The sequence below is a fragment of the Enterobacter sp. ECC-019 genome (genome assembly GCF_043974075.1).
GTDB classification, from domain to species: Bacteria; Pseudomonadota; Gammaproteobacteria; order Enterobacterales; family Enterobacteriaceae; genus Enterobacter; species Enterobacter asburiae_D.
Genome location: NZ_CP143759.1, coordinates 3,362,794 through 3,387,070, shown reverse-complemented (window position 1 = coordinate 3,387,070; position 24,277 = coordinate 3,362,794). Strand labels below are relative to the sequence as shown.

Sequence of the window (24,277 nt, the reverse complement as noted above, 5' to 3'; positions counted from 1 at the left end):
TATGCAGCATCTGCAAAAGACGAAATCACACGAGACGCCGGAGAGTGGGGAGGTGATTGTCCTGCCTCCGGTGCAGGTTCGCCGCCCTACGCCGACGTTTGCGCGTCGGATCAACGCGGTCCTGCAGCGCATCATTCCGGCATTTCTGGGGCTGGGACTGCTGGTCGTGCTCTGGCAGTTGGCGGCGATTAACAGCAAAGGCTTCCCGACGCCGCTCAGCACGCTCGATTCCGCCATTACCCTGTTCGCCGATCCGTTTTATCGCGACGGGCCAAACGACATGGGTATCGGCTGGAACGTGCTCGCCTCATTACAGCGTGTGGCGGTGGGCTTTGGCCTGGCCGCGTTCGCCGGGATCCCGCTCGGCTTCCTGATTGGCCGCTTCACCTTTTTTTCGCGCATGTTCGGCCCGCTGATCGCGCTGTTACGCCCGGTTAGCCCGCTGGCCTGGCTGCCCATCGGCCTGCTGCTGTTCCAGAAAGCGGAACCGGCTTCCAGCTGGACCATTTTTATCTGCTCCATCTGGCCGATGGTGATCAACACCGCCGAAGGGGTTCGCCGCATTCCGCAGGACTACCTTAACGTCGCACGGGTGCTGCAGCTTTCCGAGTGGACCATCATGCGCCGCATTCTCTTCCCGGCGGTGCTGCCCGCGGTGCTGACCGGGGTGCGCCTCTCCATCGGCATCGCCTGGCTGGTGATTGTCGCCGCCGAGATGCTGACCGGCGGTTTAGGGATCGGCTTCTGGATCTGGAACGAGTGGAACAACCTCAACGTCGAAAACATTCTCATCGCCATCGTCATCATTGGCGTGGTCGGGTTGCTGCTGGAGCAGGGGCTGATGCTGATCGCCCGCCGCTTTAGCTGGCAGGAAAAATAAGGAGCGAACATGAAACCATTAATTCAGGTCCAGGCCGTGAGCCAGCGTTTTTCCACCGCCAGCGGCGAGTTTCTGGCGCTGCAAAACGTCTCTTTTGATATCCACGAGGGCGAAACCGTCAGTCTGATTGGGCACTCCGGCTGCGGCAAATCGACGCTGCTGAACCTTATCGCTGGGATCACGCTGCCGACGGAAGGCGGGCTGATTTGCGATAACCGCGAAATTGCCGGGCCGGGCCCGGAGCGCGCGGTGGTGTTCCAGAACCATTCTCTGCTGCCGTGGCTCACCTGCTTCGACAACGTGGCCCTGGCGGTCGATCACGTGTTTCGCCACAGCATGAGCAAGGTGGAACGCAGAGAGTGGATTGAGCACAACCTCGACCGCGTACAGATGGGACATGCCCTGCATAAGCGCCCGGGGGAGATTTCCGGCGGTATGAAGCAGCGCGTCGGGATTGCCCGCGCGCTGGCGATGAAGCCGAAAGTCTTGCTGATGGATGAACCCTTCGGCGCGCTCGATGCGCTGACGCGTGCCCATCTGCAGGACTCGGTGATGCAGATCCAGCAGGCGCTGAACACCACCATCGTGCTCATTACCCACGACGTGGACGAGGCGGTGCTGCTCTCCGATCGCGTGCTGATGATGACGAACGGCCCGGCGGCCACCGTCGGGGAGAGCCTGCGCGTAGACCTGCCGCGCCCGCGTAACCGGGTGCAGCTGGCCGACGACAGCCGCTATCACCACATGCGCCAGCAGATCCTGCATTTCCTCTACGAAAAGCAGCCGAAAGCGGCGTAGCGAGGGGGCTTTGATGCGACTGGTCATTATCGGCAATGGCATGGCGGCCACGCGGCTGATTGCCTCGCTCATCGGGCGTGCCCCCGATTGTTTCGCTATCACCGTCATCGGTGACGAGCCGGAGCATGCCTATAACCGCATCCAGCTCTCGCCGGTGCTGGGCGGTGAAAAGCAGGCTGCAGAGATCTGTCTACAGGATGACGACTGGTACCAGGCGCGCAGCGTGACGGTGCTGCGGGGCGAAAAGGCGATAGCTGTGAACGTGAGCGCGCGGGAAGTGCTAACCACCGCCCGCACGCTGGGCTGGGATGCGCTGGTGTTCGCCATCGGGTCAACGCCCTTTGTTCCACCCATCCCCGGCAGCGATGCGCCGCACGTATTCACGTTCCGTACCCTGGAGGATACCCGGGCCATTCAGGCGATCGCCGGTCCGGCGGTGGTGCTGGGCGGCGGCGTGCTCGGGGTTGAGACGGCGGCAGCCCTGGCGCGTTCAGGTGACAACGTCACGCTTGTTCATCGCGGTCCGTGGCTAATGGAGCAGCAGCTGGATCGGCAGGCGGGCGTGCTGCTGGAAGAGGCGCTGGCTGCGCGGGGCGTGCGCTGTGAGCTTTCCTCAGGCATCGCGGCAATTAATGGCAATAGCGTGACGCTGCTCAATGGGCGCAGCGTCGCCGCCGCGCGCGTGGTGCTGGCGACCGGCGTGCAGCCCACTGTCGCACTGGCGCAGACCAGCGGCATTCGCTGCGCGCGCGGCATCGTGGTGGATCACCAGATGCAAACCTCCGTGCCTGACGTCTACGCCATTGGCGAGTGCTGTGAAATTGACGGCCAGACGTTTGGCCTCGTCGCCCCCTGTCTGGCGCAGGCAGATATCCTTGCCGCGCGGCTGGCCGGGGACGTCACCGCGCCGTTTGTCCTGACCGACAACGGGGTGCGCCTCAAGGTGACCGGCGTGGAGCTGTTCAGCCTCGGTCGCGCGGCAGAGCAGGAGGGCGACGTGGTCTGGAGCGCATGGGATCCGCTGACCCGCCACTATCGTCGTTTACTGATCCATCAGGGGGCGCTGGCTGGCGTGCTGTTGATGGGCGACTGCCGCAGTGCGGCAACATTTACCGATTTACTGGCAACGGCTGCGCCCGCCCACGCGGACTGGCTGTTCGATCGTTTCACTACGCAACCGCAAGTTGCAGGACAGAACGCTATGACAAAACCTACTCTGGTGGTGGTTGGGCACGGTATGGTCGGCCATCATTTCCTCGAAGACTGCGTTAACCGCAATCTGCATCAGCAGTATCAGATCGTCGTCTTTGGCGAAGAGCGCTATGCCGCCTACGACCGCGTGCATCTGTCGGAATATTTTGGCGGCCGCAGCGCGGAATCGCTCTCGCTGGTGGACGGCGATTTCTTTGCCGACAACGGCATTGAGCTGCGCCTGTCGCAGCAGATTGTCGCAATCGATCGCGATGCACATGTGGTACGTACCGCCAGCGGGCATGAAACCCACTGGGACAAGCTGGTGCTGGCGACCGGCTCATATCCGTTTGTCCCACCGGTGTCGGGCAACGATCTGCCGGGCTGTTTTGTTTATCGCACGCTGGACGATCTGGACAAGATTGCGGCGCATGCGGCGGGCTCGCGCCGCGGCGTAGTGATTGGCGGCGGCCTGCTCGGGCTGGAGGCGGCGAATGCCCTGAAACAGCTCGGGCTGGAAACTCACGTGGTGGAGTTTGCGCCCAATCTGATGGCGGTCCAGCTCGACGGCGACGGCGCGGTGATGCTGCGTAAGAAAATCGAGGCGCTGGGCGTCGGCGTTCACACCAGTAAAGCGACGACGGAGATCGCCACCGCGGACGACGGACTGGTGCTGCGCTTCGCCGATGGCGAACAGCTGGAAACGGACATGGTGGTCTTTTCTGCCGGCATTCGTCCGCAGGACGCACTGGCGCGCAGCAGCGGGCTGGCTGTCGGCGAACGCGGCGGAGTCTGCATTGACGACGGCTGTCACACCTCCGATCCGGACGTGCTGGCCATTGGCGAGTGCGCCCTGTGGGAAGGGAAAATCTTCGGTCTGGTCGCGCCCGGTTATCAGATGGCGCGGGTGGCCGCCGCCGCGCTGGCGGGCGAAGATAAAACCTTCACCGGGGCAGATATGAGCACTAAGCTCAAGCTGCTCGGCGTGGACGTTGCCTCGTTCGGCGATGCACACGGGCGCACACCGGGGGCGCTGAGCTACCAGTGGACGCACGGTCCGCAGCAAATCTACAAGAAAATCGTGGTCAGCCACGACGGCAAAACGCTGCTCGGCGGCGTGCTGGTGGGGGATGCCAGCGAATACGCCACGCTGGTGCAGATGATGCTTAACGGAATAGGCCTGCCAAAAGAGCCGGAAACGCTGATCTTACCTGCCTCGTCAGGCAGTGCGCCGAAAGCGCTCGGCGTGGCGGCGTTGCCGGAAAACGCGCAGATCTGTTCGTGCCATAACGTCAGCAAAGGCGATATCTGCCAGGCGGTGAGCGCGGGCGCTATGGATATCGGTGCCGTTAAGCAGTGCACTAAAGCGGCCACCGGCTGCGGGGGCTGCAGTGCGCTGGTGAAGCAGGTGATGGAGTTCCAGCTCGCGGCGCAGGGCGTGGAGGTGAAAAAGGATATCTGCGAGCACTTCCCGTACTCGCGCCAGGAGATTTACCACCTCGTGCGCGTCAACCATATCCGCACCTTTGACCAGCTCATCGGCCGCTACGGTCAGGGGCACGGGTGCGAAATTTGTAAGCCACTGGTGGGGTCGGTGCTGGCCTCGTGCTGGAATGAATACCTGCTGAAACCGGCACACCTGCCGCTGCAGGACACCAACGACCGCTATTTTGCCAATATCCAGAAGGACGGTACCTACTCCATCGTGCCGCGCATGCCGGCGGGGGAAGTGACGGCAGACGGGCTGATTGCTATCGGCCAGATTGCGAAGCGCTACAGCCTTTACAGCAAAATCACCGGTGGCCAGCGTATCGACCTCTTCGGCGCCACCCTGGAACAGCTGCCGGAGATCTGGCAGGCGCTGGTGGAGGCCGGGTTTGAAACGGGGCACGCCTACGGGAAATCCCTGCGCACGGTGAAATCCTGCGTCGGGTCGACGTGGTGTCGCTACGGCGTGCAGGACTCCACCGGCCTCGCGGTCAGGCTCGAGCACCGCTACAAAGGCCTGCGCGCGCCGCACAAAATCAAAATGGCTGTCTCAGGCTGTACCCGCGAATGCGCCGAGGCGCAGAGTAAAGACGTGGGGGTCATCGCCACGGACAAAGGCTGGAATCTCTACCTGTGCGGCAACGGCGGGATGAAGCCGCGCCACGCGGATCTCTTCGCCAGCGATCTCGATGATGAAACGCTGATCCGCACCGTGGACCGTTTCCTGATGTTTTACATTCGCACCGCGGATCGCCTGCAGCGCACCAGCACCTGGATGGACAACCTGGAAGGCGGCCTCGACTACCTGCGGGAGGTGATCCTCAACGACAGCCTGGGCATCGCCCATGAGCTGGAGCAGGAGATGGCCCGGGTGGTGGAAACCTACCAGTGCGAATGGCAGACCACGCTTAACGATCCGAACCGTCTGGCGCTGTTCCGCACCGCGGTGAACGTTACGCCGTCTGATGAAAGCAAGCGCTGGCAGGAAATCTGCGGCATCGACGAAATCCCGGAGCAGGCGGGTATTGGCGCGCGGCTTGGGCGTAAGCCGATCGCACTGTTCCGCTTTGGCAAAACCGTCTATGCCCTTGACGATCGGGAGCCGGGCAGCAGCGCGAACGTGCTTTCCCGCGGCATTCTTGGCGATGCGGCGGGGGAGCCGGTGGTGATCTCTCCGCTCTACAAGCAGCGTATTCGTCTGCGCGACGGCTGTCAGGTGGAGAACGGCGAACCCGCGGTACGCGCCTGGCCGGTCAAAATTGAGAACGGCAAAGTGTGGGTCGGAAATGATGCCCTGGTGATTCGTGCGGAGGCCTCATGACGGAAACCCGGACAACGTGCCCCTATTGTGGGGTCGGCTGCGGCGTGGTCGCCCGCGTGGAAGGTGAAACGGTCAGCGTTCAGGGGGATGAGACCCATCCTGCCAACTTTGGCCGCCTGTGCGTGAAAGGATCGGCCCTGGGGGAAACAACGGGGTTACAGGGGCGATTGCTGCGCCCCGTTGTTGACGGTGCTGAGGTGGGCTGGGCGCAGGCGCTGGAGACGGCAGGCGAGCGTCTCCAGGATATTATCGACAAATGGGGGCCGCAGGCGGTGGCGTTTTACGCATCAGGGCAATTGCTTACCGAGGACTACTACGCCGCCAATAAGCTGATGAAAGGGTTTATCGGCGCGGCGAACATTGATACCAACTCCCGGCTCTGCATGTCATCGGCGGTCGTTGGCTATAAACGCGCCTTCGGTGAAGACGTGGTGCCATGCAGCTACGAGGATGTGGAAAACAGCAATCTGGTGGTGCTGGTGGGATCAAACGCGGCCTGGACGCATCCGGTGCTGTATCAGCGGCTGGTGCAGGCAAAGCACAACAATCCGCAGATGAAAGTGGTGGTAATCGATCCGCGCAGAACCGCCACCTGTGATATTGCTGACCTGCATCTGGCGCTTGCGCCGGGGAGCGATGCCGGATTATTTGTCGGCCTGCTGAACCTGATTCAGGGAACGGATGAGTGGCCCGTTGAGCGCGTGGCGGCGTTTTGCGGCCTCTCGCCGCAGGATATTGGCACCTTTTACGACTGGTTTATGACGGCGCCCCGGGCCATCACGCTCTACACCATGGGAATCAATCAGTCCTCCAGCGGCAGCGACAAGTGCAGCGCCATCATTAACGTTCACCTTGCCAGCGGGAAATTTAACCGTCCGGGCTGCGGCCCGTTTTCGCTGACCGGGCAGCCTAACGCGATGGGCGGGAGGGAAGTGGGCGGGCTGGCTAACCAGCTGGCGGCGCACATGAACTTTGAGCCGGACGATCTTTCGCGGGTGGCGCGTTTCTGGGGAACGGAACGGCTGGCGCAAACCCCGGGACTGATGGCGGTGGAGCTGTTTGACGGCATTGCCCGCGGCGAGGTGAAGGCGGTGTGGATCATGGGTACCAATCCTGCCGTCTCGCTGCCGGACAGCCACGCGGTGTGTCAGGCGCTGGCGAACTGCCCGCTGGTGATTGTCTCTGAGGTGATGAACGATACCGACACCAGCCGGTTTGCCCATATTCGCTTTCCGGCGCTGGGCTGGGGAGAGAAGGACGGGACGGTGACCAATTCCGAGCGACGCATTTCGCGCCAGCGCGCGTTTCTGCCCGCGCCGGGTGAGGCAAAGCCGGACTGGTGGATCGTCGCGCAGGTGGCAAAGCAGCTGGGCTACGGCGAGGCCTTTGCCTGGCAACATCCGCGCGAGATTTTTTGCGAGCATGCGGCGCTGACGGCCTTTGAAAATAACGGCGCGCGGGCGTTAAACCTTCATGACCTGGCTACGCTTACCCGTGAGGAGTGGGAGCGGCTTGAGCCCTGGCAGTGGCCTACGGGGGATTTTCCGCGCCGTAACATTGTTCCCGTTAACCCTCTGCCGCACGGTGCGACGGTCAGCGCGTTATACCCGCTGATTCTCAACTCGGGGCGCATCCGCGATCAATGGCATACCATGACGCGAACAGGATATGTGGCCAGGCTGATGCAGCATATCGCCGAACCGTTTGTTGAGGTTTGCCCCGCAGACGCCGTTCGGTTTTCCCTGTGCGACGGCCAGCTGGCGCGCATCAGCTCGCCGCGCGGCGTCATGGTGGCAAGAGTGCGCATCAGCGACGGCCAGCGTGAAGGGAACGCTTTTGCCCCGATGCACTGGAACGCTGTGTTTGCCCGCCAGGGAAAGGTGAATGCGCTGGTGGAAGGGCGCTGCGATCCGGTTTCGGGCCAGCCTGAAAGTAAACAAACCGCCGTCAGAATCATGCCCTGGCAGCCCGCCTGGCAGGGGGAACTGTATGCCCGTGAATGGCCGGAAATGCCCTCTTCGGTTTACTGGTGGCGTAAAGCTTCACGCCTGACGGTGGCGTGCGATAAACCGCTGCTGCCGTGGGTAATGGATTACGCCAGCGGCCGGGGCTGGCAGCTGCAGGTTGCTCAAGCCGGTGAACGCAGCAGCGTGCTGGCCTGGCATGAAGGCCAGTTGATGCTGGGTTTCTGGGAAGGTACCGCGTTACCGGCGCTGGCGCATGCGGTGATTGAAGCCGCTTTTCATTCACCCCCCGTGCTGCCCGCAGAACGCCACGCCTTGTTGAACGGACAGAGCGTCGGGAAGGTGGCGGATCCGGGACGCATTATCTGCAGCTGTTTCAGCGTCGGGGAAAAGGCGATACGGGAGGCGATTGCCGGAGGGTGTGATTCCGTCAGCGCGCTGGGGGCGAAGCTGCGATGTGGTACGAACTGTGGCTCCTGCGTGCCTGAGCTGAAAGGGCTGTTTCAGGATAATCCTGAAATGTCCGCCAGGACTGTATTTCAAGGCTTATCGCGTTAACATAATAAGAGTTTATTCATAAACACAGGTTATTATTTACGACGTTGATGGCTGTATCGTCCCGCATTCGTTTGCTGTTACTACTCCCCCTTCTTACGGCCGGAGCCGTTCACGGTGCGCCGAATTCCTTTATCCAGCAGGCACAACATCCGTTCGATAACAATGGGGATAGTTTGCCTGACCTCGACATGGCGGCACCCACCGGGGAGGGGGAAAAGCATCTGGCCGAAGTGGCGAAAGCCTTCGGTGAGGCCAGCATGACCGACAACGGTCTGACAACGGGCGAGCAAGCGCGTCAGTTTGCGTTTGGTCAGGTGCGCGACGCGGTGAGCGGCGAAGTGAACCAGCAGATTGAATCCTGGCTTTCACCCTGGGGGAACGCCAGCGTGAACTTACTGGTAGATAACGATGGCAAATTTAACGGCAGCAGCGGGAGCTGGTTTATCCCCTGGAACGATAACAACCGTTATCTGAGCTGGAGCCAGCTTGGCCTGACCCAGCAGACGGATGGTCTGGTGAGTAACGCAGGAATCGGTCAGCGCTGGGTCGCCGGGAAATGGCTGCTGGGTTACAACACGTTTTACGATAACCTCCTGGATGAAAATCTGCAGCGTGCCGGACTGGGCGCGGAAGCGTGGGGGGAAAATCTGCGCCTGTCAGCTAACTATTATCAGCCCTTTGCCGGCTGGCGCGACCGCTCCGACGTCCAGGAGCAGCGCATGGCGCGCGGATATGACGTCACCGCTAAAGCCTGGCTGCCGTGGTTCCATCATCTCAATACCAGCGTTAGCTTCGAGCAATATTTTGGCGATAACGTCGACCTCTTCAATAGCGGAACCGGCTATCACAATCCGGTGGCGGTGAATCTGGGGCTTAACTATACCCCCGTTCCGCTGGTCACCTTGACCGCCGGGCATAAGCAGGGCGAAAGTGGCGCGAGCCAGAATAATCTCGGACTGAAGCTCAACTATCGCTTTGGCGTGCCGCTGGCTAAGCAGCTTTCCGCCGGTGAAGTCGCCGCCACGCGCTCCCTGCGCGGAAGCCGCTATGACTCGCCGGAGCGCAATAGCCTGCCGGTGATGGAGTTCCGCCAGCGTAAAACGCTGTCCGTGTGGCTGGCAACGCCGCCGTGGGATCTGAAAGGGGGCGAGACCGTTATGCTGAAGCTTCAGGTTCGCAGCACGAACGGTATTCGTCAGATCCACTGGCAGGGGGATACGCAGGCATTGAGCCTGACGTCGCCGGCTAAAAGCAACAGCAGCGACGGCTGGAGCGTGATTATGCCTGCCTGGGATGACCGTGAAGGGGCGACAAACCGCTGGCACCTGTCGGCGGTGGTGGAAGATGAGAAAGGCCAGCGCGTCTCGTCCAATGAGATCGCGCTGACCGTCGTGCAGCCGCTGGTCGCATTGCCGGACAACGACCCGCGCTGGAAGCTTCTGCCGGAGGAGTAATCCTTAAAAAATACGTTCCTGGTGCACCCACACCGCGGCTTCAACGCGGGATTTTAACTTCATTTTCTTCAGCATATGCTTCACGTGCACTTTGACCGTGCTTTCGGTGATGTCCAGGCGGCGGGCGATCATTTTGTTCGGCAACCCCTGAGCAATAAGCTTCAGAATATCGCGCTCGCGCGGGGTTAACTGACTCACGTCACGGTCAGAGGTGGCGCGATTGGCGCGCAGGCTGGCGGCCAGCACCGGCGTTAAGGCTTCGCTGAGAACCATCTCGCCCGCCGCAGCCTGCTGCAGCGCCTTAAGCAAGTCTTCCGGCTCCATATCCTTGAGCAGATAACCATCCGCCCCGCGCTTTAGCGCCGTGACCACATCCTCTTCATGGTTTGACACGCTAAAGACGACGATGCGCCCGGAAAGCGATTTTTCCCGCAGCTTGTCGAGGGTTTCCAGACCGTTCATGCCGGGCATATTCAGATCGAGCAGGATCAGATCGGGATCGAGGGATTCGGCAAGCTCAATGCCCTGTTCACCGTTGCTGGCTTCGCCAACCACGGTGATATCGGGTGCCATGCTGACCAGCTGTTTTACGCCAGTACGCAGCATCGGATGGTCGTCGATCAACAGGATGGATGCCGGTTCCTGATTAGTCATGGGTTTCTCCTTGAGCAGTTGTAAGCGGTTTCTCGGGAATAAAGGTGACGACAACTTCCGTGCCGCCCGTCTCTCTCCGGCGAACCTGGCAATCACCGCGCAGGCTTTGGGCGCGGTCTCGCATAATAATTAAACCATAGTGGTTAGTGCGTTCGGCATTTTCCGGCACGCCGCGGCCGTTGTCGTGAACCGTCAGCTTCACCTGATTGTTGTGCTGGCTGACGGTGACCGTTACCGCCGTCGCGCCGGAATGCTTGAGCACGTTGCTCAGCGCTTCACGGGCAATCTGCAGTAAATGTATGGCCTGGTGGGAGGGGACAAACCGCGGCGGCAGCTGGTAGTCCAGCTTCACCGGGAACCCCAGCCGGGCGCTAAATTCGTGACAGCTGGCTTCCAGCGCCGGGCGCAGGCCCGGCTCGGTCAGCTGCAGACGGAAGGTGGTCAGCAGCTCACGAAGCTGTATCCAGGAGGTGTTCAGCTCGTTGCGGATCTGGCTGAGCAGCTGCTTATTGCTTTCCGGCATCTCCGCATCCTGCATCTGCAGGCAGCTCACCTGCATTTTCATACAGGAGAGCGACTGGGCGATAGAGTCGTGAAGCTCGCGGGCAATAGTCGCGCGCTCTTCCATGACGATCAGCTGCTGCTGCTTTTCCTGATGCCTGTCGAGCGCCAGCGTGGCCGTGAGCTGTTCGACCAGCGTATCAACCAGCTGCTGCTGGTCGTGGCTCAGATGACGCCCGGCAGGCAGCGTTGCCAGCAGAATACCGTACTGGGTGTGGCTGTCGGTCAGGCGCCACTTCAGGGTGGTGCCGCCGGACGTCAGCGGCGGCAGGCCGCGGGGGCAAAGATGGCAGCCTTTGTCATCGCAGGACATATCGGACTGGCAGGTAAATTCCTGATGGTTATCTTCGTCTTCCACATCGTAGACCCGCAGCTCAAGGTCGTGGAGCAGAGTCAGATTTTGCAGGCCGTTCAGTACCGGTGAGAGGCGTTCGCATAGCGGCACCTGCATGTGCAGACGACGGTTGGCCTGCCACAGGAAGGAGAGGATCTCGTTTTTCTGCTCCAGCCCGGCCGTTTTTTCCTGAACGCGCTGCTCCAGCACCGCGTAGCTCTCGGAGAGCTCTGCCGACATGGTATTCAGCGCCTGGCCGAGCATGGCCATCTCGTTGCGCCCGCTGATGTGCGTGCGCTGGGTAAAATCGCGTGCGGTGACTGCGCGGGCCATTGCCAGCAGCTGTTTCCACGGGTTCAGCAGCCGCGCGCGGAGCCAGACGATGGTGAAGATCAGCAGCAGACCCATAAACAGCGCCATCGCGCGGTGCACCATCACCACCCGGTCGATGCGGAGTTCGGTGGTTTGGTCAAAAGAGGAGACCAGCGCATCAATGCGCGAGACGAACCCCGCCACGTCCTGCGCAACGGTTTCTGTGCTGCGCGCCTGTTTCAGCCCGGGCTCCAGCTGGGTGTGCCAGTAGCCCTGAAGGGCGTTAAGCTGGGACTGCTGACCGGCGCGGATAGCGGCGTTTTCCAGTTCGGGGCTGAAGACCGTGCGCTCCATTTCATCGATCAGGGGCCTGTCGTCCTGCGTCAGGGGAACCGATGCCAGCAGGCGATAACTCTGCATGCGTAGCGAGCCTGCCTCGTTGATGGCATGCGCATTACCCTGTACGCCCTGTACCAGCCAGCCGGAGATCGCCATGCCGGTCACGCCGATGGCGGTGGACAGCAAAACGATAAGGGCTAGCTGATTCACGAGCGTCAGCGGAGATAAACATCTTTTTAACATAGAGGTGGCGTGCTCCTGACGTGGCCTGCTTGCAGGAATGGCGCTATTCTGGTGCATACCCTGGAGTATACCCATACCAATAAAGGATTACCCCTAAATTGCCAACGGAGTAGGGGAAAGGAGGTGGGGGTAGCCAGGAACCGTCAGTGCCGTGAAAAACCACGTCTTTTTTACCGAATTAGCCTACTCACTAAGGGTGAGGCCTTATTTTGCGCCGCAAATCCTCCCACTTTTCCTTTGATTTATATCAACTTACCGCCGCCCTAAAACCCTAATGTTTGCAGCATCATTCGAGAATCAGAGGTGTCTATGAGTCACTCATCCGCTCCCGAAAGGGAAAATGGTGCCGTTATTACAGACTGGCGTCCAGAGGATCCGGCGTTCTGGCAACAGCGCGGCCATCGTGTAGCAAGCCGGAATCTATGGATTTCCGTGCCCTGTTTGTTATTAGCGTTTTGCGTATGGATGTTGTTTAGCGCGGTGGCGGTCAACCTGCCGAAAGTAGGGTTTACGTTTACGACCGATCAGCTGTTCATGCTGACCGCGCTGCCGTCGCTGTCAGGCGCGCTGCTGCGTGTACCTTATGCGTTTATGGTGCCGGTATTTGGCGGTCGTCGCTGGACGGCGTTCAGTACGGGCATCATGATCGTCCCCTGCGTCTGGCTCGGCTTTGCAGTGCAGGATACCTCTACGCCGTTTAGCGTATTCGTAATTATCTCCCTGCTGTGCGGTTTTGCGGGCGCGAACTTCGCCTCCAGCATGGCGAACATCAGCTTCTTCTTCCCGAAAGCGAAGCAGGGCGGCGCGCTGGGGATTAACGGCGGTCTGGGGAATATGGGCGTCAGCGTGATGCAGCTCATTGCCCCGCTGGCGATCTCGGTCTCCATTTTTGCAGCTTTTGGCGGCGGTGGCGTTGAGCAGGCGGATGGTTCTTCCCTCTATCTGCAAAACGCCGCCTGGATCTGGGTACCTTTCCTGGTGGTCTTCACCCTCGCAGCCTGGTTCTTTATGAATGACCTGTCCGCGTCGAAGGCGTCGCTGAGCGAACAGCTGCCGGTGCTGAAGCGTGGACACCTCTGGGTGATGGCGCTGCTGTATCTGGCCACCTTCGGTTCGTTTATCGGCTTCTCTGCGGGCTTCGCAATGCTGTCGAAAACGCAGTTCCCGGAGATTCAGATCCTGCACTTTGCCTTCTTCGGGCCGTTTATTGGCGCCCTGGCACGTTCGCTGGGCGGCATGGTGTCTGACCGCCTGGGCGGCACCCGCGTGACGCTGGTTAACTTCGTCGTGATGGCAATCTTCTGCGCGCTGCTGTTCCTCACGCTGCCCGTCGACGGACAGGGCGGTAACTTCATCGCCTTCTTCGGCGTGTTTATGGTGCTGTTCCTGACGGCCGGGCTGGGGAGTGCATCTACCTTCCAGATGATCTCCGTCATCTTCCGTAAGCTGACGATGGATCGCGTGAAGGCGCAGGGCGGGAGCGAAGAACAGGCAATGCGCGAGGCGGCGACGGATACGGCCGCTGCGCTGGGCTTTATCTCTGCCATCGGCGCGATCGGCGGCTTCTTTATCCCGAAAGCATTCGGTATCTCTCTGGACCTGACCGGCTCACCGGCCGGTGCCATGAAGGTCTTCCTCGTCTTCTATATCGCCTGCGTTGTGATTACGTGGCTGGTATATGGCCGAAATACTAAGAAAAATAAGTAAGTGTGATTATCCGTTTACGCGGCCTTCGGGCCGCGTTTTTTTTAGCCTGAATAATAGTTACAACATACTTACGGCTTTTACGGCAGACGCCTGCGGTGACACTGTGATCGCCATCGCTCTGCAGGTGGGTCTACCCCTTAATACCTGAGATGTTAAATTTTGACTGGCTTTTTGTACGATAAAATAAAAATAACTTTATATTTCATATCGATAAGAATTTTTTGAAGATACCGCTTTGGTGGTATTCGGTATAACCCCTCACCTGAAAGTCCCTCCTCGTCTTGATCGTTATCAATTCTCCCCCTCTTTCAGGGCGTTACCTTCGCTGCAAATCAGCAATGTCGATTTAGAGAGCCACAGGCTCCACACAGGAGATACCCGATGAGCAAATTTTTGGACCGGTTTCGCTACTTCAAACAGAAGGGTGAAACTTTTGCCGATGGGCACGGCCAGGTTCTGGATACCAACCGGGACTGGGAAGACGGTTACCGTCAGCGCTGGCAGCATGACAAAGTCGTCCGTTCAACCCACGGCGTGAACTGTACTGGCTCATGTAGCTGGAAGATTTTCGTAAAAAACGGTCTGGTGACCTGGGAAATGCAGCAGACCGACTATCCGCGCACCCGCCCGGATATGCCAAACCACGAACCGCGCGGCTGCCCGCGTGGCGCCAGCTATTCCTGGTATCTCTACAGCGCTAACCGTCTGAAATACCCTCTGATGCGCAAGCGTCTGATGAAGATGTGGCGTGAAGCGAAAGTGCAGCACAGCGATCCGGTGGATGCCTGGGCATCCATCATCGAAGACGCGGACAAAGCAAAAAGCTTCAAGCAGGCTCGCGGTCGCGGTGGTTTCGTTCGGTCCTCATGGAAAGAAGTGAACGAGCTGATTGCCGCCTCCAACGTCTACACCATCAAAACCTACGGTCCTGACCGCGTGGCTGGCTTCTCGCCCATCCCGGCGATGTCGATGGTCTCCTACGCCTCCGGGGCTCGCTATCTGTCGCTTATCGGCGGGACCTGCCTGAGCTTCTACGACTGGTACTGCGACCTGCCGCCTGCGTCTCCGCAGACCTGGGGCGAGCAGACCGACGTGCCGGAATCCGCGGACTGGTATAACTCCAGCTACATCATCGCCTGGGGCTCTAACGTTCCTCAGACGCGTACGCCGGACGCGCACTTCTTTACCGAAGTCCGTTACAAAGGCACCAAAACCGTGGCGGTGACCCCTGATTACGCGGAAATCGCCAAGCTTTGCGATCTGTGGCTGGCGCCGAAACAGGGTACCGATGCCGCGATGGCGATGGCGATGGGCCATGTGATGCTGCGTGAATTCCATCTTGATAAGCCAAGCCAGTACTTCACCGACTACGTTCGCCGCTACACCGACATGCCGATGCTGGTCATGCTGGAAGAGCGTGAGGGCTACTATGCCGCTGGCCGCACGCTGCGCGCTGCCGATCTGGTGGATTCACTGGGTCAGGAAAACAACCCTGAGTGGAAAACCGTTGCGTATAACAGCAACGGCGAGCTGGTGGCGCCAAACGGCTCTATCGGCTTCCGCTGGGGCGAGAAGGGCAAGTGGAACCTTGAGCAACGCAACGGCACCACCGGCGAAGAGACGGAGCTGCGCCTGAGCATGCTGGGCAGCCAGGACGAGATCGCTGAAGTCGGGTTCCCCTATTTTGGTGGCGAAGGTTCAGAGCATTTCAACAAGGTTGAACTGAAAAACGTTCTGATGCACAAACTGCCGGTTAAACGCCTGCAGCTGGCCGACGGCTCTACTGCACTGGTCACCACCGTTTATGACCTGACCATGGCGAACTACGGTCTGGAGCGCGGTCTGGGCGATGAAAACTGCGCAACCGGCTATGACGACGTGAAAGCCTACACTCCGGCCTGGGCGGAACAGATCACCGGCGTGCCTCGCGCGCACATTACCCGCATCGCACGTGAGTTCGCAGAAAACGCGGACAAAACGCACGGCCGTTCGATGATCATCGTCGGTGCGGGTCTGAACCACTGGTATCACCTCGATATGAACTATCGCGGTCTGATCAACATGCTGATCTTCTGCGGCTGCGTCGGTCAGAGCGGCGGCGGTTGGGCGCATTACGTGGGCCAGGAAAAACTGCGTCCGCAGACCGGCTGGCAGCCGCTGGCGTTTGCCCTCGACTGGCAGCGTCCGGCACGCCACATGAACAGCACCTCCTACTTCTATAACCACTCCAGCCAGTGGCGCTACGAAACGGTCACCGCGCAGGAGCTGCTGTCGCCGATGGCGGATAAATCCCGCTACAGCGGCCACCTGATTGACTTCAACGTGCGTGCTGAACGCATGGGCTGGCTGCCGTCTGCGCCGCAGCTGGGCACTAACCCGCTGCGCATTGCGGAAGCGGCGAAGAAGGCGGGCATGTCGCCGGTGGATTACACCGTGAAATCCCTCAAGGATGGCTCAATCCGCTTTGCGGCTGAACAGCCGGAGAACGGTAAAAACCACCCGCGTAACCTGTTCATCTGGCGCTCCAACCTGCTGGGCTCGTCCGGTAAAGGCCACGAGTACATGCTGAAATACCTGCTCGGTACCGAAAACGGTATCCAGGGGAAAGATCTCGGCAAGCAGGGCGGCGTCAAGCCGGAAGAGGTGGAGTGGAAAGATAACGGTCTCGACGGCAAGCTGGATCTGGTGGTGACGCTCGACTTCCGTCTGTCCAGCACCTGCCTGTACTCCGACATCGTGCTACCAACCGCGACCTGGTACGAAAAAGACGACATGAATACCTCGGATATGCATCCGTTTATTCATCCGCTGTCTGCGGCCGTTGACCCGGCGTGGGAATCGAAAAGCGACTGGGATATCTACAAAGACATCGCGAAGAAATTCTCCGAAGTCTGCGTAGGTCACCTGGGTAAAGAGACCGACGTGGTGACGCTGCCCATCCAGCACGACTCCGCCGCCGAACTGGCGCAGCCGCTGGATGTGAAGGACTGGAAAAAAGGTGAATGCGACCTGATCCCGGGCGTGACCGCACCGCACATTATTCCGGTTGAACGCGACTACCCGGCAACCTACGAGCGCTTTACCTCTATCGGCCCGCTGATGGAGAAAATCGGTAACGGCGGGAAAGGGATCGCCTGGAATACCCAGAGCGAAATGGATCTGCTGCGCAAACTCAACTACACCAAAGCGGACGGCCCGGCGAAAGGCCAGCCAATGCTGAACACGGCGATTGATGCGGCAGAGATGATCCTGACCCTGGCCCCGGAAACCAACGGCCACGTTGCCGTGAAAGCCTGGGCGGCACTGAGCGAGTTTACCGGCCGTGACCATACGCACCTGGCGACGAATAAAGAGGAAGAGAAAATCCGCTTCCGCGATATTCAGGCGCAGCCGCGCAAGATTATCTCCAGCCCGACCTGGTCAGGCCTGGAGGATGAGCACGTGTCTTATAACGCGGGCTACACCAACGTTCACGAGCTGATCCCATGGCGCACCCTGTCAGGCCGCCAGTCGCTGTATCAGGATCATCAGTGGATGCGCGACTTCGGTGAAAGCCTGCTGGTCTACCGTCCACCAATCGACACCCGCTCCGTGAAAGCCGTGATGGGGGCGAAATCGAACGGTAACCCTGAGAAGGCGCTCAACTTCCTGACGCCGCACCAGAAGTGGGGTATTCACTCCACCTACAGCGACAACCTGCTGATGCTGACCCTGTCGCGCGGCGGTCCGATTGTCTGGATGAGCGAAACGGACGCCAAAGATCTGGGTATTGAAGATAACGACTGGATCGAAGTGTTTAACAGCAACGGTGCCCTGACTGCGCGTGCGGTGGTGAGCCAGCGCGTACCGGCCGGGATGACCATGATGTACCACGCGCAGGAACGTATCGTTAACCTGCCGGGGTCAGAAATTACCGAGCAGCGCGGCGGGATCCACAACTCCGTGACCCGCATTACGCCGAAGCCGACCCACATGATCGGTGGCTATGCGCAGCTGGCCTACGGCTTTAACTACTACGGCACCGTAGGATCGAACCGCGATGAGTTCGTGGTGGTACGTAAGATGAAGAACATTAACTGGTTAGACGGCGAAGGAAATGACCAGGTACAGGAGAGCGTAAAATGAAAATTCGTTCACAAGTCGGCATGGTGCTGAATCTGGATAAATGCATCGGCTGTCATACCTGCTCGGTCACCTGTAAAAACGTCTGGACCAGCCGTGAAGGTATGGAGTACGCCTGGTTCAACAACGTGGAAAGCAAGCCGGGCACCGGCTTCCCGACCGACTGGGAAAACCAGGAGAAGTGGAAGGGCGGCTGGATCCGTAAAATCAACGGCAAGCTGCAGCCGCGCATGGGTAACCGCGCGATGCTGCTGGGTAAAATCTTCGCTAACCCGCACCTGCCGGGCATCGACGATTACTACGAGCCGTTTGACTACGACTACCAGAACCTGCACAACGCGCCGGAAAGCAAGCACCAGCCGATCGCCCGTCCTCGATCGCTGATCACCGGGAAGCGCATGGACAAGATCACCAGCGGTCCAAACTGGGAAGAGATTCTGGGCGGCGAGTTCGAGAAACGCGCCAAAGACCAGAACTTCGAGAACATGCAGAAGGCGATGTACGGCCAGTTCGAAAATACCTTCATGATGTATCTGCCGCGCCTGTGCGAGCACTGCCTCAACCCGGCGTGCGTGGCGACCTGCCCAAGCGGCGCCATCTACAAGCGTGAAGAAGACGGCATCGTGCTGATCGACCAGGACAAGTGCCGCGGCTGGCGTATGTGTATCACCGGCTGCCCGTACAAAAAAATCTACTTCAACTGGAAGAGCGGCAAGTCTGAGAAGTGTATCTTCTGCTATCCGCGTATTGAGGCCGGTATGCCGACCGTCTGCTCCGAGAGCTGCGTAGGCCGTATCCGCTACCTCGGCGTGCTGCTGTACGACGCGGACGCAATTGAAAATGCCGCGAGCACCGAGCACGAGAAAGATCTGTATCAGCGTCAGCTGGACGTCTTCCTCGATCCGAACGATCCAAAGGTGATTGAGCAGGCGCTGAAAGACGGCGTGCCGCAGAGCGTCATCGACGCGGCGCAGCAGTCTCCGGTGTATAAAATGGCGATGGACTGGAAGCTGGCCCTGCCGCTGCACCCGGAATACCGCACTCTGCCGATGGTCTGGTACGTGCCGCCGCTGTCGCCGATTCAGTCTGCCGCTGACGCGGGCGAACTGGGCAGCAACGGCATCCTGCCGGACGTGGAAAGCCTGCGTATCCCGGTTCAGTACCTGGCTAACCTGCTGACCGCAGGCGATACCCAGCCGGTCCTGCTCGCGCTGAAGCGTATGCTGGCGATGCGTCACTTCAAACGTGCGGAAACCGTAGACGGTGTTACCGATACCCGCGCGCTGGAAGAGGTCGGCCTGACCGAAGCGCAGGCACAGGAAATGTACCGCTATCTGGCGATTGCCAACTACGAAGACCGTTTCGTGGTGCCGAGCAGCCACCGTGAACTGGCCCGCGAAGCCTTCCCGGAAAAAAATGGCTGTGGCTTTACCTTTGGCGACGGTTGCCACGGGTCAGACAGCAAATTCAATCTGTTCAACAGCCGCCGCATCGATGCCATGGATGTGACCAGCAAAACGGAGCCGCACCAATGATTGAACTCGTCATTGTTTCGCGTCTGCTCGAGTACCCGGATGCTGCGCTTGCGCAGCATCAGCAGGAACTCTTTGATGCACTCGCGTCATCTGAAAACCTGGATAAAGACGATGCCCAGAAGCTGGGCGTCTTCCTCCGCGATCTGCTCGCGCACGACCTTCTGGATGCCCAGTCGGACTACAGCCAGCTGTTTGACCGTGGTCGTGCGACCTCGCTGCTGCTATTTGAACACGTTCACGGTGAATCCCGTGACCGCGGTCAGGCGATGGTGGACCTGATGGCCCAGTACGAACAGCACGGCCTGCAGCTCGACAGCCGTGAGCTGCCGGATCATCTGCCGCTGTATCTGGAGTACCTGGCGCAGCTGCCGAAAGAAGAGGCGCTGGGCGGTCTGCAGGACATTGCGCCGATCCTGGCGCTGCTCGGCGCGCGTCTTCAGCAGCGGGAGAGCCGTTATGCGGTGCTGTTCGATCTGCTGGTGAAGCTGGCCAACGCCGCGGTCGACAGCGAAAAAGTGGCGGAGAAAATTGCGGATGAAGCCCGAGATGATACGCCACAAGCGCTGGACGCGGTCTGGGAAGAAGAGCAGGTGAAATTCTTTGCTGACCAGAACTGCGGCGAGTCTGAAATCTCCGCTCACCAGCGTCGTTTTGCCGGCGCGGTTGCCCCGCAATATTTGAATATCTCTAACGGAGGACGGCACTAATGCACTTCCTGAATATGTTCTTCTTTGACATTTACCCGTATATCGCGGGCACCGTGTTCCTGGTGGGAAGCTGGCTGCGTTACGACTACGGCCAGTACACCTGGCGTGCTGCCTCCAGCCAGATGCTGGATCGTAAAGGGATGCATGTGGGCTCTAACCTGTTCCACATCGGTATTCTGGGGATTTTTGCCGGTCACTTCCTGGGGATGCTGACGCCGCACTGGATGTATGAAGCGTGGCTACCGATTGAGGTGAAGCAGAAGATGGCGATGATCGCCGGCGGTGCCTGCGGCGTGATGACCCTGGTCGGTGGCCTGCTGCTGCTGAAACGCCGTCTGTTCAGCCCGCGCGTGCGTGCGACCACTACCGCAGCGGACATCCTGATCCTCTCCCTGCTGATGGTGCAGTGCGCGCTGGGCCTGCTGACCATTCCGTTCTCGGCGCAGCATATGGACGGGAGCGAAATGATGAAGCTGGTCGGCTGGGCGCAGTCCGTGGTGACCTTCCGCGGCGGAGCCTCCGCGCACCTGGACGGCGTGGCGTTTATCTTCCGCGTTCACCTGGTGCTGGGGATGACGCTGTTTGTGCTGTTCCCGTTCTCTCGTCTGGTGCATATCTGGAGCGCGCCGGTAGAGTACCTGACGCGCAAATACCAGATTGTGCGCGCCCGTCGCTAATTCACCGTTTTGACACTCACCCCGCACTCGCGGGGTTTTTTTTCGCCCCAGCCCAGGTTGTTGCCCGCTGCAGCAAACAGGATCAGCGCACCGCCCGCGAGCTGCGTCAGGTTCAGCGAGTGTCCGAACACCAGATTATCGACAACGATCGCCACCACCGGATAGATAAACGACAGGGAGCCGGTTATAGGCGTAGGCAGCTTCTGAATTGCGCTGTAGAGCAGCTGGTACATAATGCCGGTATGGACGATGCCCAGCGTCAGCAGGATCGGCCAGGGAAAATCACCGGAAAATGACGGCATGCTGGCAAACGGTAAAAGCATCACGACGCCCGTCAGCACCTGGATAAAGGCAATATGCTGCGGCGCAACGGATCTGAGTTTGCGGGCAATAATGGCCGTGACCGCATAGAAGAAAGCCGCAGCCATCGCCAGGCCGATTCCGGTGAGCCATTCACTGCCATGCGCGCCGGTCAGCTCGCTGGAGAGCAATATCACCACGCCGCCAAAGGCGAGGATCAGCCAGCCCCATTTCACCAGGCTGACGCGTTCACCTAAAAACATCCCCATCAAGACCAGCATAAACGGCTGGGTGTTATAGACCACGGTCGAAAGACCAATGGAGATCCGCTCATAGGCAGCGAAGAGCAGCAGCCAGTTCACCACTAATGCCACGCCGCCGAAAATGGCCAGCATCAGCGTGGTGCGGGTGAGGGGACTAAAGGGCTTTTGACTTACCCGGATAAAAATAAAAAGCGCTATTGCCCCGATAAGACAGCGCCAGAACACCACTTCCGTCACAGGCAGACCGGAAAGTAATACAAATGCGCCGATAGAGCCGGAAATTAACATCGCCAGGCTCATTTGCCAGACGCCTTTATGTAAATCACGCATCATCCACCTCCTGAATAGTGACGTTATTGTCGAAAATAGCTGTCGGGTTTTACAGGGGTGAGATAAGGTAAAATGCAGTAATGGATTTTTAAAATTAGGTGAAAGCGATGGAATACCTTCTCGATGATATCGACCGACAAATTCTAGCCTGTCTGGTCGAGGATGCGCGCATGTCTTTGAAGGTGCTCAGCGGACGTATCGGTCTGACTTCCCCCAGCACGGCAGAACGCCTGAAAAGGCTGGAAGAGCGCGGTGTGATTCAGGGGTATGGCGCAAGGGTGAATCTGGCGGCGCTGGGGTATACACTGCAGGCGCTGGTGCGCGTGCGGCCTTTGCCGGGGCTGTTGCATAAGGTGGATAAGTACATTCAGGCGATGCCGGAGTGTATTGAGAGCGACAAAGTCACCGGGGAAGATTGCTTTGTGATTAGGCTGGTGGTGCGATCGATAGAGCAACTGGATACGTTGCTGGACGGTCTGGCAGAGCATGCCCAGTGTAATACGTCGATTGTGAAAAGTTCGCCGGTGAAGCGCCGTTTGCCGCCGATGTAGGCTTCTGTCGCCGGGTGGCGGCTGCGCCTTACCCGGCCTACAACGACGGATTCGGTTTTTATGTTGGGGAAGGATTACTCGGCGCGTTGCGCCTCGCCCTTCGGGTCGTTGCCTGCGGCAACGCTTTCTCGCTACGCTCGAATCGAACCTTAGTCGAAGCTTCTCATCCTTCCCCGTTACGGAAATGCATGATGCCTGGTGCGAACAGAAGGTTTGGAGTTATTTGAAAGTGATGGTGGTGGGGGAAGGATTCGAACCTTCGAAGTCGATGACGGCAGATTTACAGTCTGCTCCCTTTGGCCGCTCGGGAACCCCACCAGGGGTAATTCAAATTTTGAGGTCGTGCTGAGAGATGGTGGTGGAGGAAGGATTCGAACCTTCGAAGTCGATGACGGCAGATTTACAGTCTGCTCCCTTTGGCCGCTCGGGAACCCCACCACGGGGTAATGCTTTTAACTGGCCTGCTTCCTGCTGGAAGCGGGGCGCATCATATCAAATGAGACGCCCCTGTAAAGCATTCCTTTAGGGAAATGAAGCTGTTTGCCTGCTTTTTATCCGTAAAGGCGCAAAGCTAATCAATTCATTTTCCGAAAGATTAAAGAATGATGGTTCTGTTGCCGTACACGAAGACCCGCTGCGCCAGCACCTGATACAGCGCACGACTCAACACATTCTTCTCTACGTCACGCCCCGCACGCATCATGTCCTCGGCAGTGTAAGTGTGATCCACGTGAATCACGTCCTGCATGATGATTGGACCTTCGTCCAGGTTGTCATTCACGTAGTGCGCGGTCGCACCGATGATCTTCACGCCGCGTTCGTACGCCTGGTGGTAGGGACGCGCACCAATAAAGGCCGGCAGGAACGAGTGGTGAATGTTGATGATCTTGTTCGGGAAACGCGACACGAAGGATGGCGTTAACACGCGCATGTATTTCGCCAACACCACGTAGTCCGGGTTATGCGCTTCAATGGCCTGTGCCATCAGATCGTCGTGTTCTTCACGGGTATGGCCTTCGTGGCTCACCAGCTCGAACGGAATATCAAAACGCTCGACCAGCGTGCGCAGCGTCTCATGATTGCCAATAACGGCTGCAATTTCAACGTCCAGACCGCCGTAGTTTGCTTTCATCAGCAGGTCGCCAAGACAGTGTGCTTCCTTGGTCACCAGGATCACGATGCGGCGTCGACCTGCTGGGGTCAGTTCGCGCACGGAACCTTCCGGAAGCGCGCTGTCCAGATCGGCAAGCAGGGTGGTGTCGTTGAAAATACCTTCCAGCTCGGTACGCATAAAGAAGCGGCCGGTACGGTGGTCAACGAACTCGTTGTTCTGCACGATATTCAGTTCATGTTTGTAGCAAATGTTGGTAATTCGTGCGATCAGCCCTTTTTGATCGGGACAGATGGTGCGCAGAACTTTACGTTGTAATGATTGCATCGCCGGGAAATCCTGTTTGTATTTGCGAAGTCTGGGCTGTCAGGCATTACTGCCCGCAACACTTTTTAAATTTTTTACCTGAACCACATGGGCAGGGATCGTTACGACCAAACTGTGGGCGCGTTCCGTCAATATAATACCACTGCCCGCTTTCCTTTAAGAACCGGGAACGCTCGATAATGGCTCCAGGTTTATTATTCTCGGTAAAACGGGCAACAAAGCTGACGTAACCTTCATCAGCGTGACTGCCTGTTGCGGATTCATAGACGGTAAGGCCGAGCCACTGCGTGTTCGCGAACCCGGTTTCGATGTCCTGTCTGAATTCGTCAGCGTGGCAGGAGGGATGCCAGGTTTTGATCAGGTAGTCTGCGTCTTTGATCACAAAAGCAGTGTACCGTGAACGCATGAGGTGTGACGGGTCTGGTGCAACCTGATCGCCAGACAGATATCGCTGGCAACATAGGCTATACTCCAGAGCGCTACCACAGGGGCAGAGTTGAGACACGATTCTCTTCCTGGAACAAAAAATAAAGGCGTTAAACGCTTCGGG

Annotated in this window: 16 protein-coding genes, 2 tRNA genes and 1 other RNA gene; 11 read left to right on the top strand and 8 right to left on the bottom strand. The window is 59.0% G+C overall.

Annotated features, from left to right (window positions below; all coding sequences use genetic code 11):
• Window position 1: 1 nt before the first annotated feature.
• The 5 genes from ntrB to V1566_RS16065 are packed head-to-tail and all read left to right on the top strand — an operon-like array spanning window position 2 to window position 9,654.
• Window positions 2–880 carry a nitrate ABC transporter permease gene (gene ntrB / locus V1566_RS16085; protein ID WP_395303967.1) on the top strand — a complete coding sequence of 293 codons (879 nt, stop codon included), beginning with the start codon at window positions 2–4 and terminating at the stop codon, window positions 878–880.
• Window positions 881–889: 9 nt separating this feature from the next.
• Complete coding sequence (locus V1566_RS16080; RefSeq protein WP_395303966.1) at window positions 890–1,678, top strand: ABC transporter ATP-binding protein; 789 nt, start codon at window positions 890–892, stop codon at window positions 1,676–1,678.
• A 13-nt stretch (window positions 1,679–1,691) separates the two neighbouring features.
• Window positions 1,692–5,678, top strand: a complete 3,987-nt coding sequence (gene nirB, locus V1566_RS16075; protein ID WP_395303965.1) for a nitrite reductase large subunit NirB — start codon at window positions 1,692–1,694, stop codon at window positions 5,676–5,678.
• Window positions 5,675–8,200 carry a molybdopterin-dependent oxidoreductase gene (locus V1566_RS16070; RefSeq protein ID WP_395303964.1) on the top strand — a complete coding sequence of 842 codons (2,526 nt, stop codon included), beginning with the start codon at window positions 5,675–5,677 and terminating at the stop codon, window positions 8,198–8,200. The genes nirB and V1566_RS16070 overlap by 4 nt, the downstream gene beginning before the upstream one ends.
• Window positions 8,201–8,247: 47 nt before the next feature.
• Entirely contained in the window at window positions 8,248–9,654 is a 1,407-nt protein-coding gene (locus tag V1566_RS16065) for a YchO/YchP family invasin (protein ID WP_395303963.1), read from the top strand.
• Window positions 9,655–9,657: 3 nt separating this feature from the next.
• On the opposite strand, the gene narL is transcribed toward V1566_RS16065, so the two are convergent.
• Both narL and narX read right to left on the bottom strand, forming a co-directional pair.
• A complete protein-coding gene (narL, locus tag V1566_RS16060) occupies window positions 9,658–10,308 on the bottom strand; it encodes a two-component system response regulator NarL (RefSeq protein WP_008499531.1) in 651 nt (216 codons plus the stop codon).
• The gene (narX, locus tag V1566_RS16055) at window positions 10,301–12,097 is read right to left on the bottom strand and encodes a nitrate/nitrite two-component system sensor histidine kinase NarX (RefSeq protein WP_395303962.1); all 1,797 of its coding nucleotides are present in this window, start codon (window positions 12,095–12,097) and stop codon (window positions 10,301–10,303) included. The genes narL and narX overlap by 8 nt, the downstream gene beginning before the upstream one ends.
• Before the next feature lie 309 nt (window positions 12,098–12,406).
• On the opposite strand from narX, the gene V1566_RS16050 reads away from it, so the two are divergent.
• The 5 genes from V1566_RS16050 (at window position 12,407) to narI (ending at window position 20,845) form a co-directional block, all read left to right on the top strand.
• A complete protein-coding gene (locus V1566_RS16050; protein ID WP_032656681.1) occupies window positions 12,407–13,804 on the top strand; it encodes a NarK family nitrate/nitrite MFS transporter in 1,398 nt (465 codons plus the stop codon).
• Window positions 13,805–14,185: 381 nt separating this feature from the next.
• A complete protein-coding gene (locus tag V1566_RS16045; RefSeq protein ID WP_301509076.1) occupies window positions 14,186–17,929 on the top strand; it encodes a nitrate reductase subunit alpha in 3,744 nt (1,247 codons plus the stop codon).
• The gene (gene narH, locus V1566_RS16040; protein ID WP_395303961.1) at window positions 17,926–19,461 is read left to right on the top strand and encodes a nitrate reductase subunit beta; all 1,536 of its coding nucleotides are present in this window, start codon (window positions 17,926–17,928) and stop codon (window positions 19,459–19,461) included. The genes V1566_RS16045 and narH overlap by 4 nt, the downstream gene beginning before the upstream one ends.
• Window positions 19,458–20,168, top strand: coding sequence for a nitrate reductase molybdenum cofactor assembly chaperone (gene narJ / locus V1566_RS16035; RefSeq protein WP_395303960.1), 711 nt, complete (start codon window positions 19,458–19,460; stop codon window positions 20,166–20,168). The genes narH and narJ overlap by 4 nt, the downstream gene beginning before the upstream one ends.
• The gene (gene narI, locus V1566_RS16030; protein WP_395303959.1) at window positions 20,168–20,845 is read left to right on the top strand and encodes a respiratory nitrate reductase subunit gamma; all 678 of its coding nucleotides are present in this window, start codon (window positions 20,168–20,170) and stop codon (window positions 20,843–20,845) included. The genes narJ and narI overlap by 1 nt, the downstream gene beginning before the upstream one ends.
• On the opposite strand, the gene V1566_RS16025 is transcribed toward narI, so the two are convergent.
• Window positions 20,842–21,738: a DMT family transporter gene (locus V1566_RS16025; RefSeq protein ID WP_395306005.1), complete on the bottom strand. Its 897-nt coding sequence runs from the start codon at window positions 21,736–21,738 to the stop codon at window positions 20,842–20,844. The two genes, narI and V1566_RS16025, sit on opposite strands and share 4 nt — an antisense overlap.
• Window positions 21,739–21,845: 107 nt before the next feature.
• Between V1566_RS16025 and V1566_RS16020 the strand changes: the two genes are divergently transcribed.
• A complete protein-coding gene (locus V1566_RS16020; RefSeq protein ID WP_063439151.1) occupies window positions 21,846–22,289 on the top strand; it encodes an Lrp/AsnC family transcriptional regulator in 444 nt (147 codons plus the stop codon).
• A gap of 57 nt (window positions 22,290–22,346) precedes the next feature.
• On the opposite strand, the gene V1566_RS16015 is transcribed toward V1566_RS16020, so the two are convergent.
• From V1566_RS16015 to V1566_RS15995, 5 genes are all read right to left on the bottom strand, one after another.
• A non-coding RNA gene (locus tag V1566_RS16015) (RtT sRNA) lies at window positions 22,347–22,477 on the bottom strand.
• A gap of 45 nt (window positions 22,478–22,522) precedes the next feature.
• Window positions 22,523–22,607: transfer RNA gene (locus V1566_RS16010), tRNA-Tyr, on the bottom strand.
• 35 nt (window positions 22,608–22,642) lie between these two features.
• Window positions 22,643–22,727 (bottom strand) — tRNA-Tyr (locus V1566_RS16005).
• 157 nt (window positions 22,728–22,884) lie between these two features.
• Window positions 22,885–23,727 (bottom strand): formyltetrahydrofolate deformylase, encoded by an 843-nt coding sequence (gene purU / locus V1566_RS16000; RefSeq protein WP_010432980.1) that lies wholly within the window; start codon window positions 23,725–23,727, stop codon window positions 22,885–22,887.
• A gap of 46 nt (window positions 23,728–23,773) precedes the next feature.
• Entirely contained in the window at window positions 23,774–24,232 is a 459-nt protein-coding gene (locus V1566_RS15995; protein ID WP_395303958.1) for a YchJ family protein, read from the bottom strand.
• Between the last annotated feature and the right edge of the window lie 45 nt (window positions 24,233–24,277).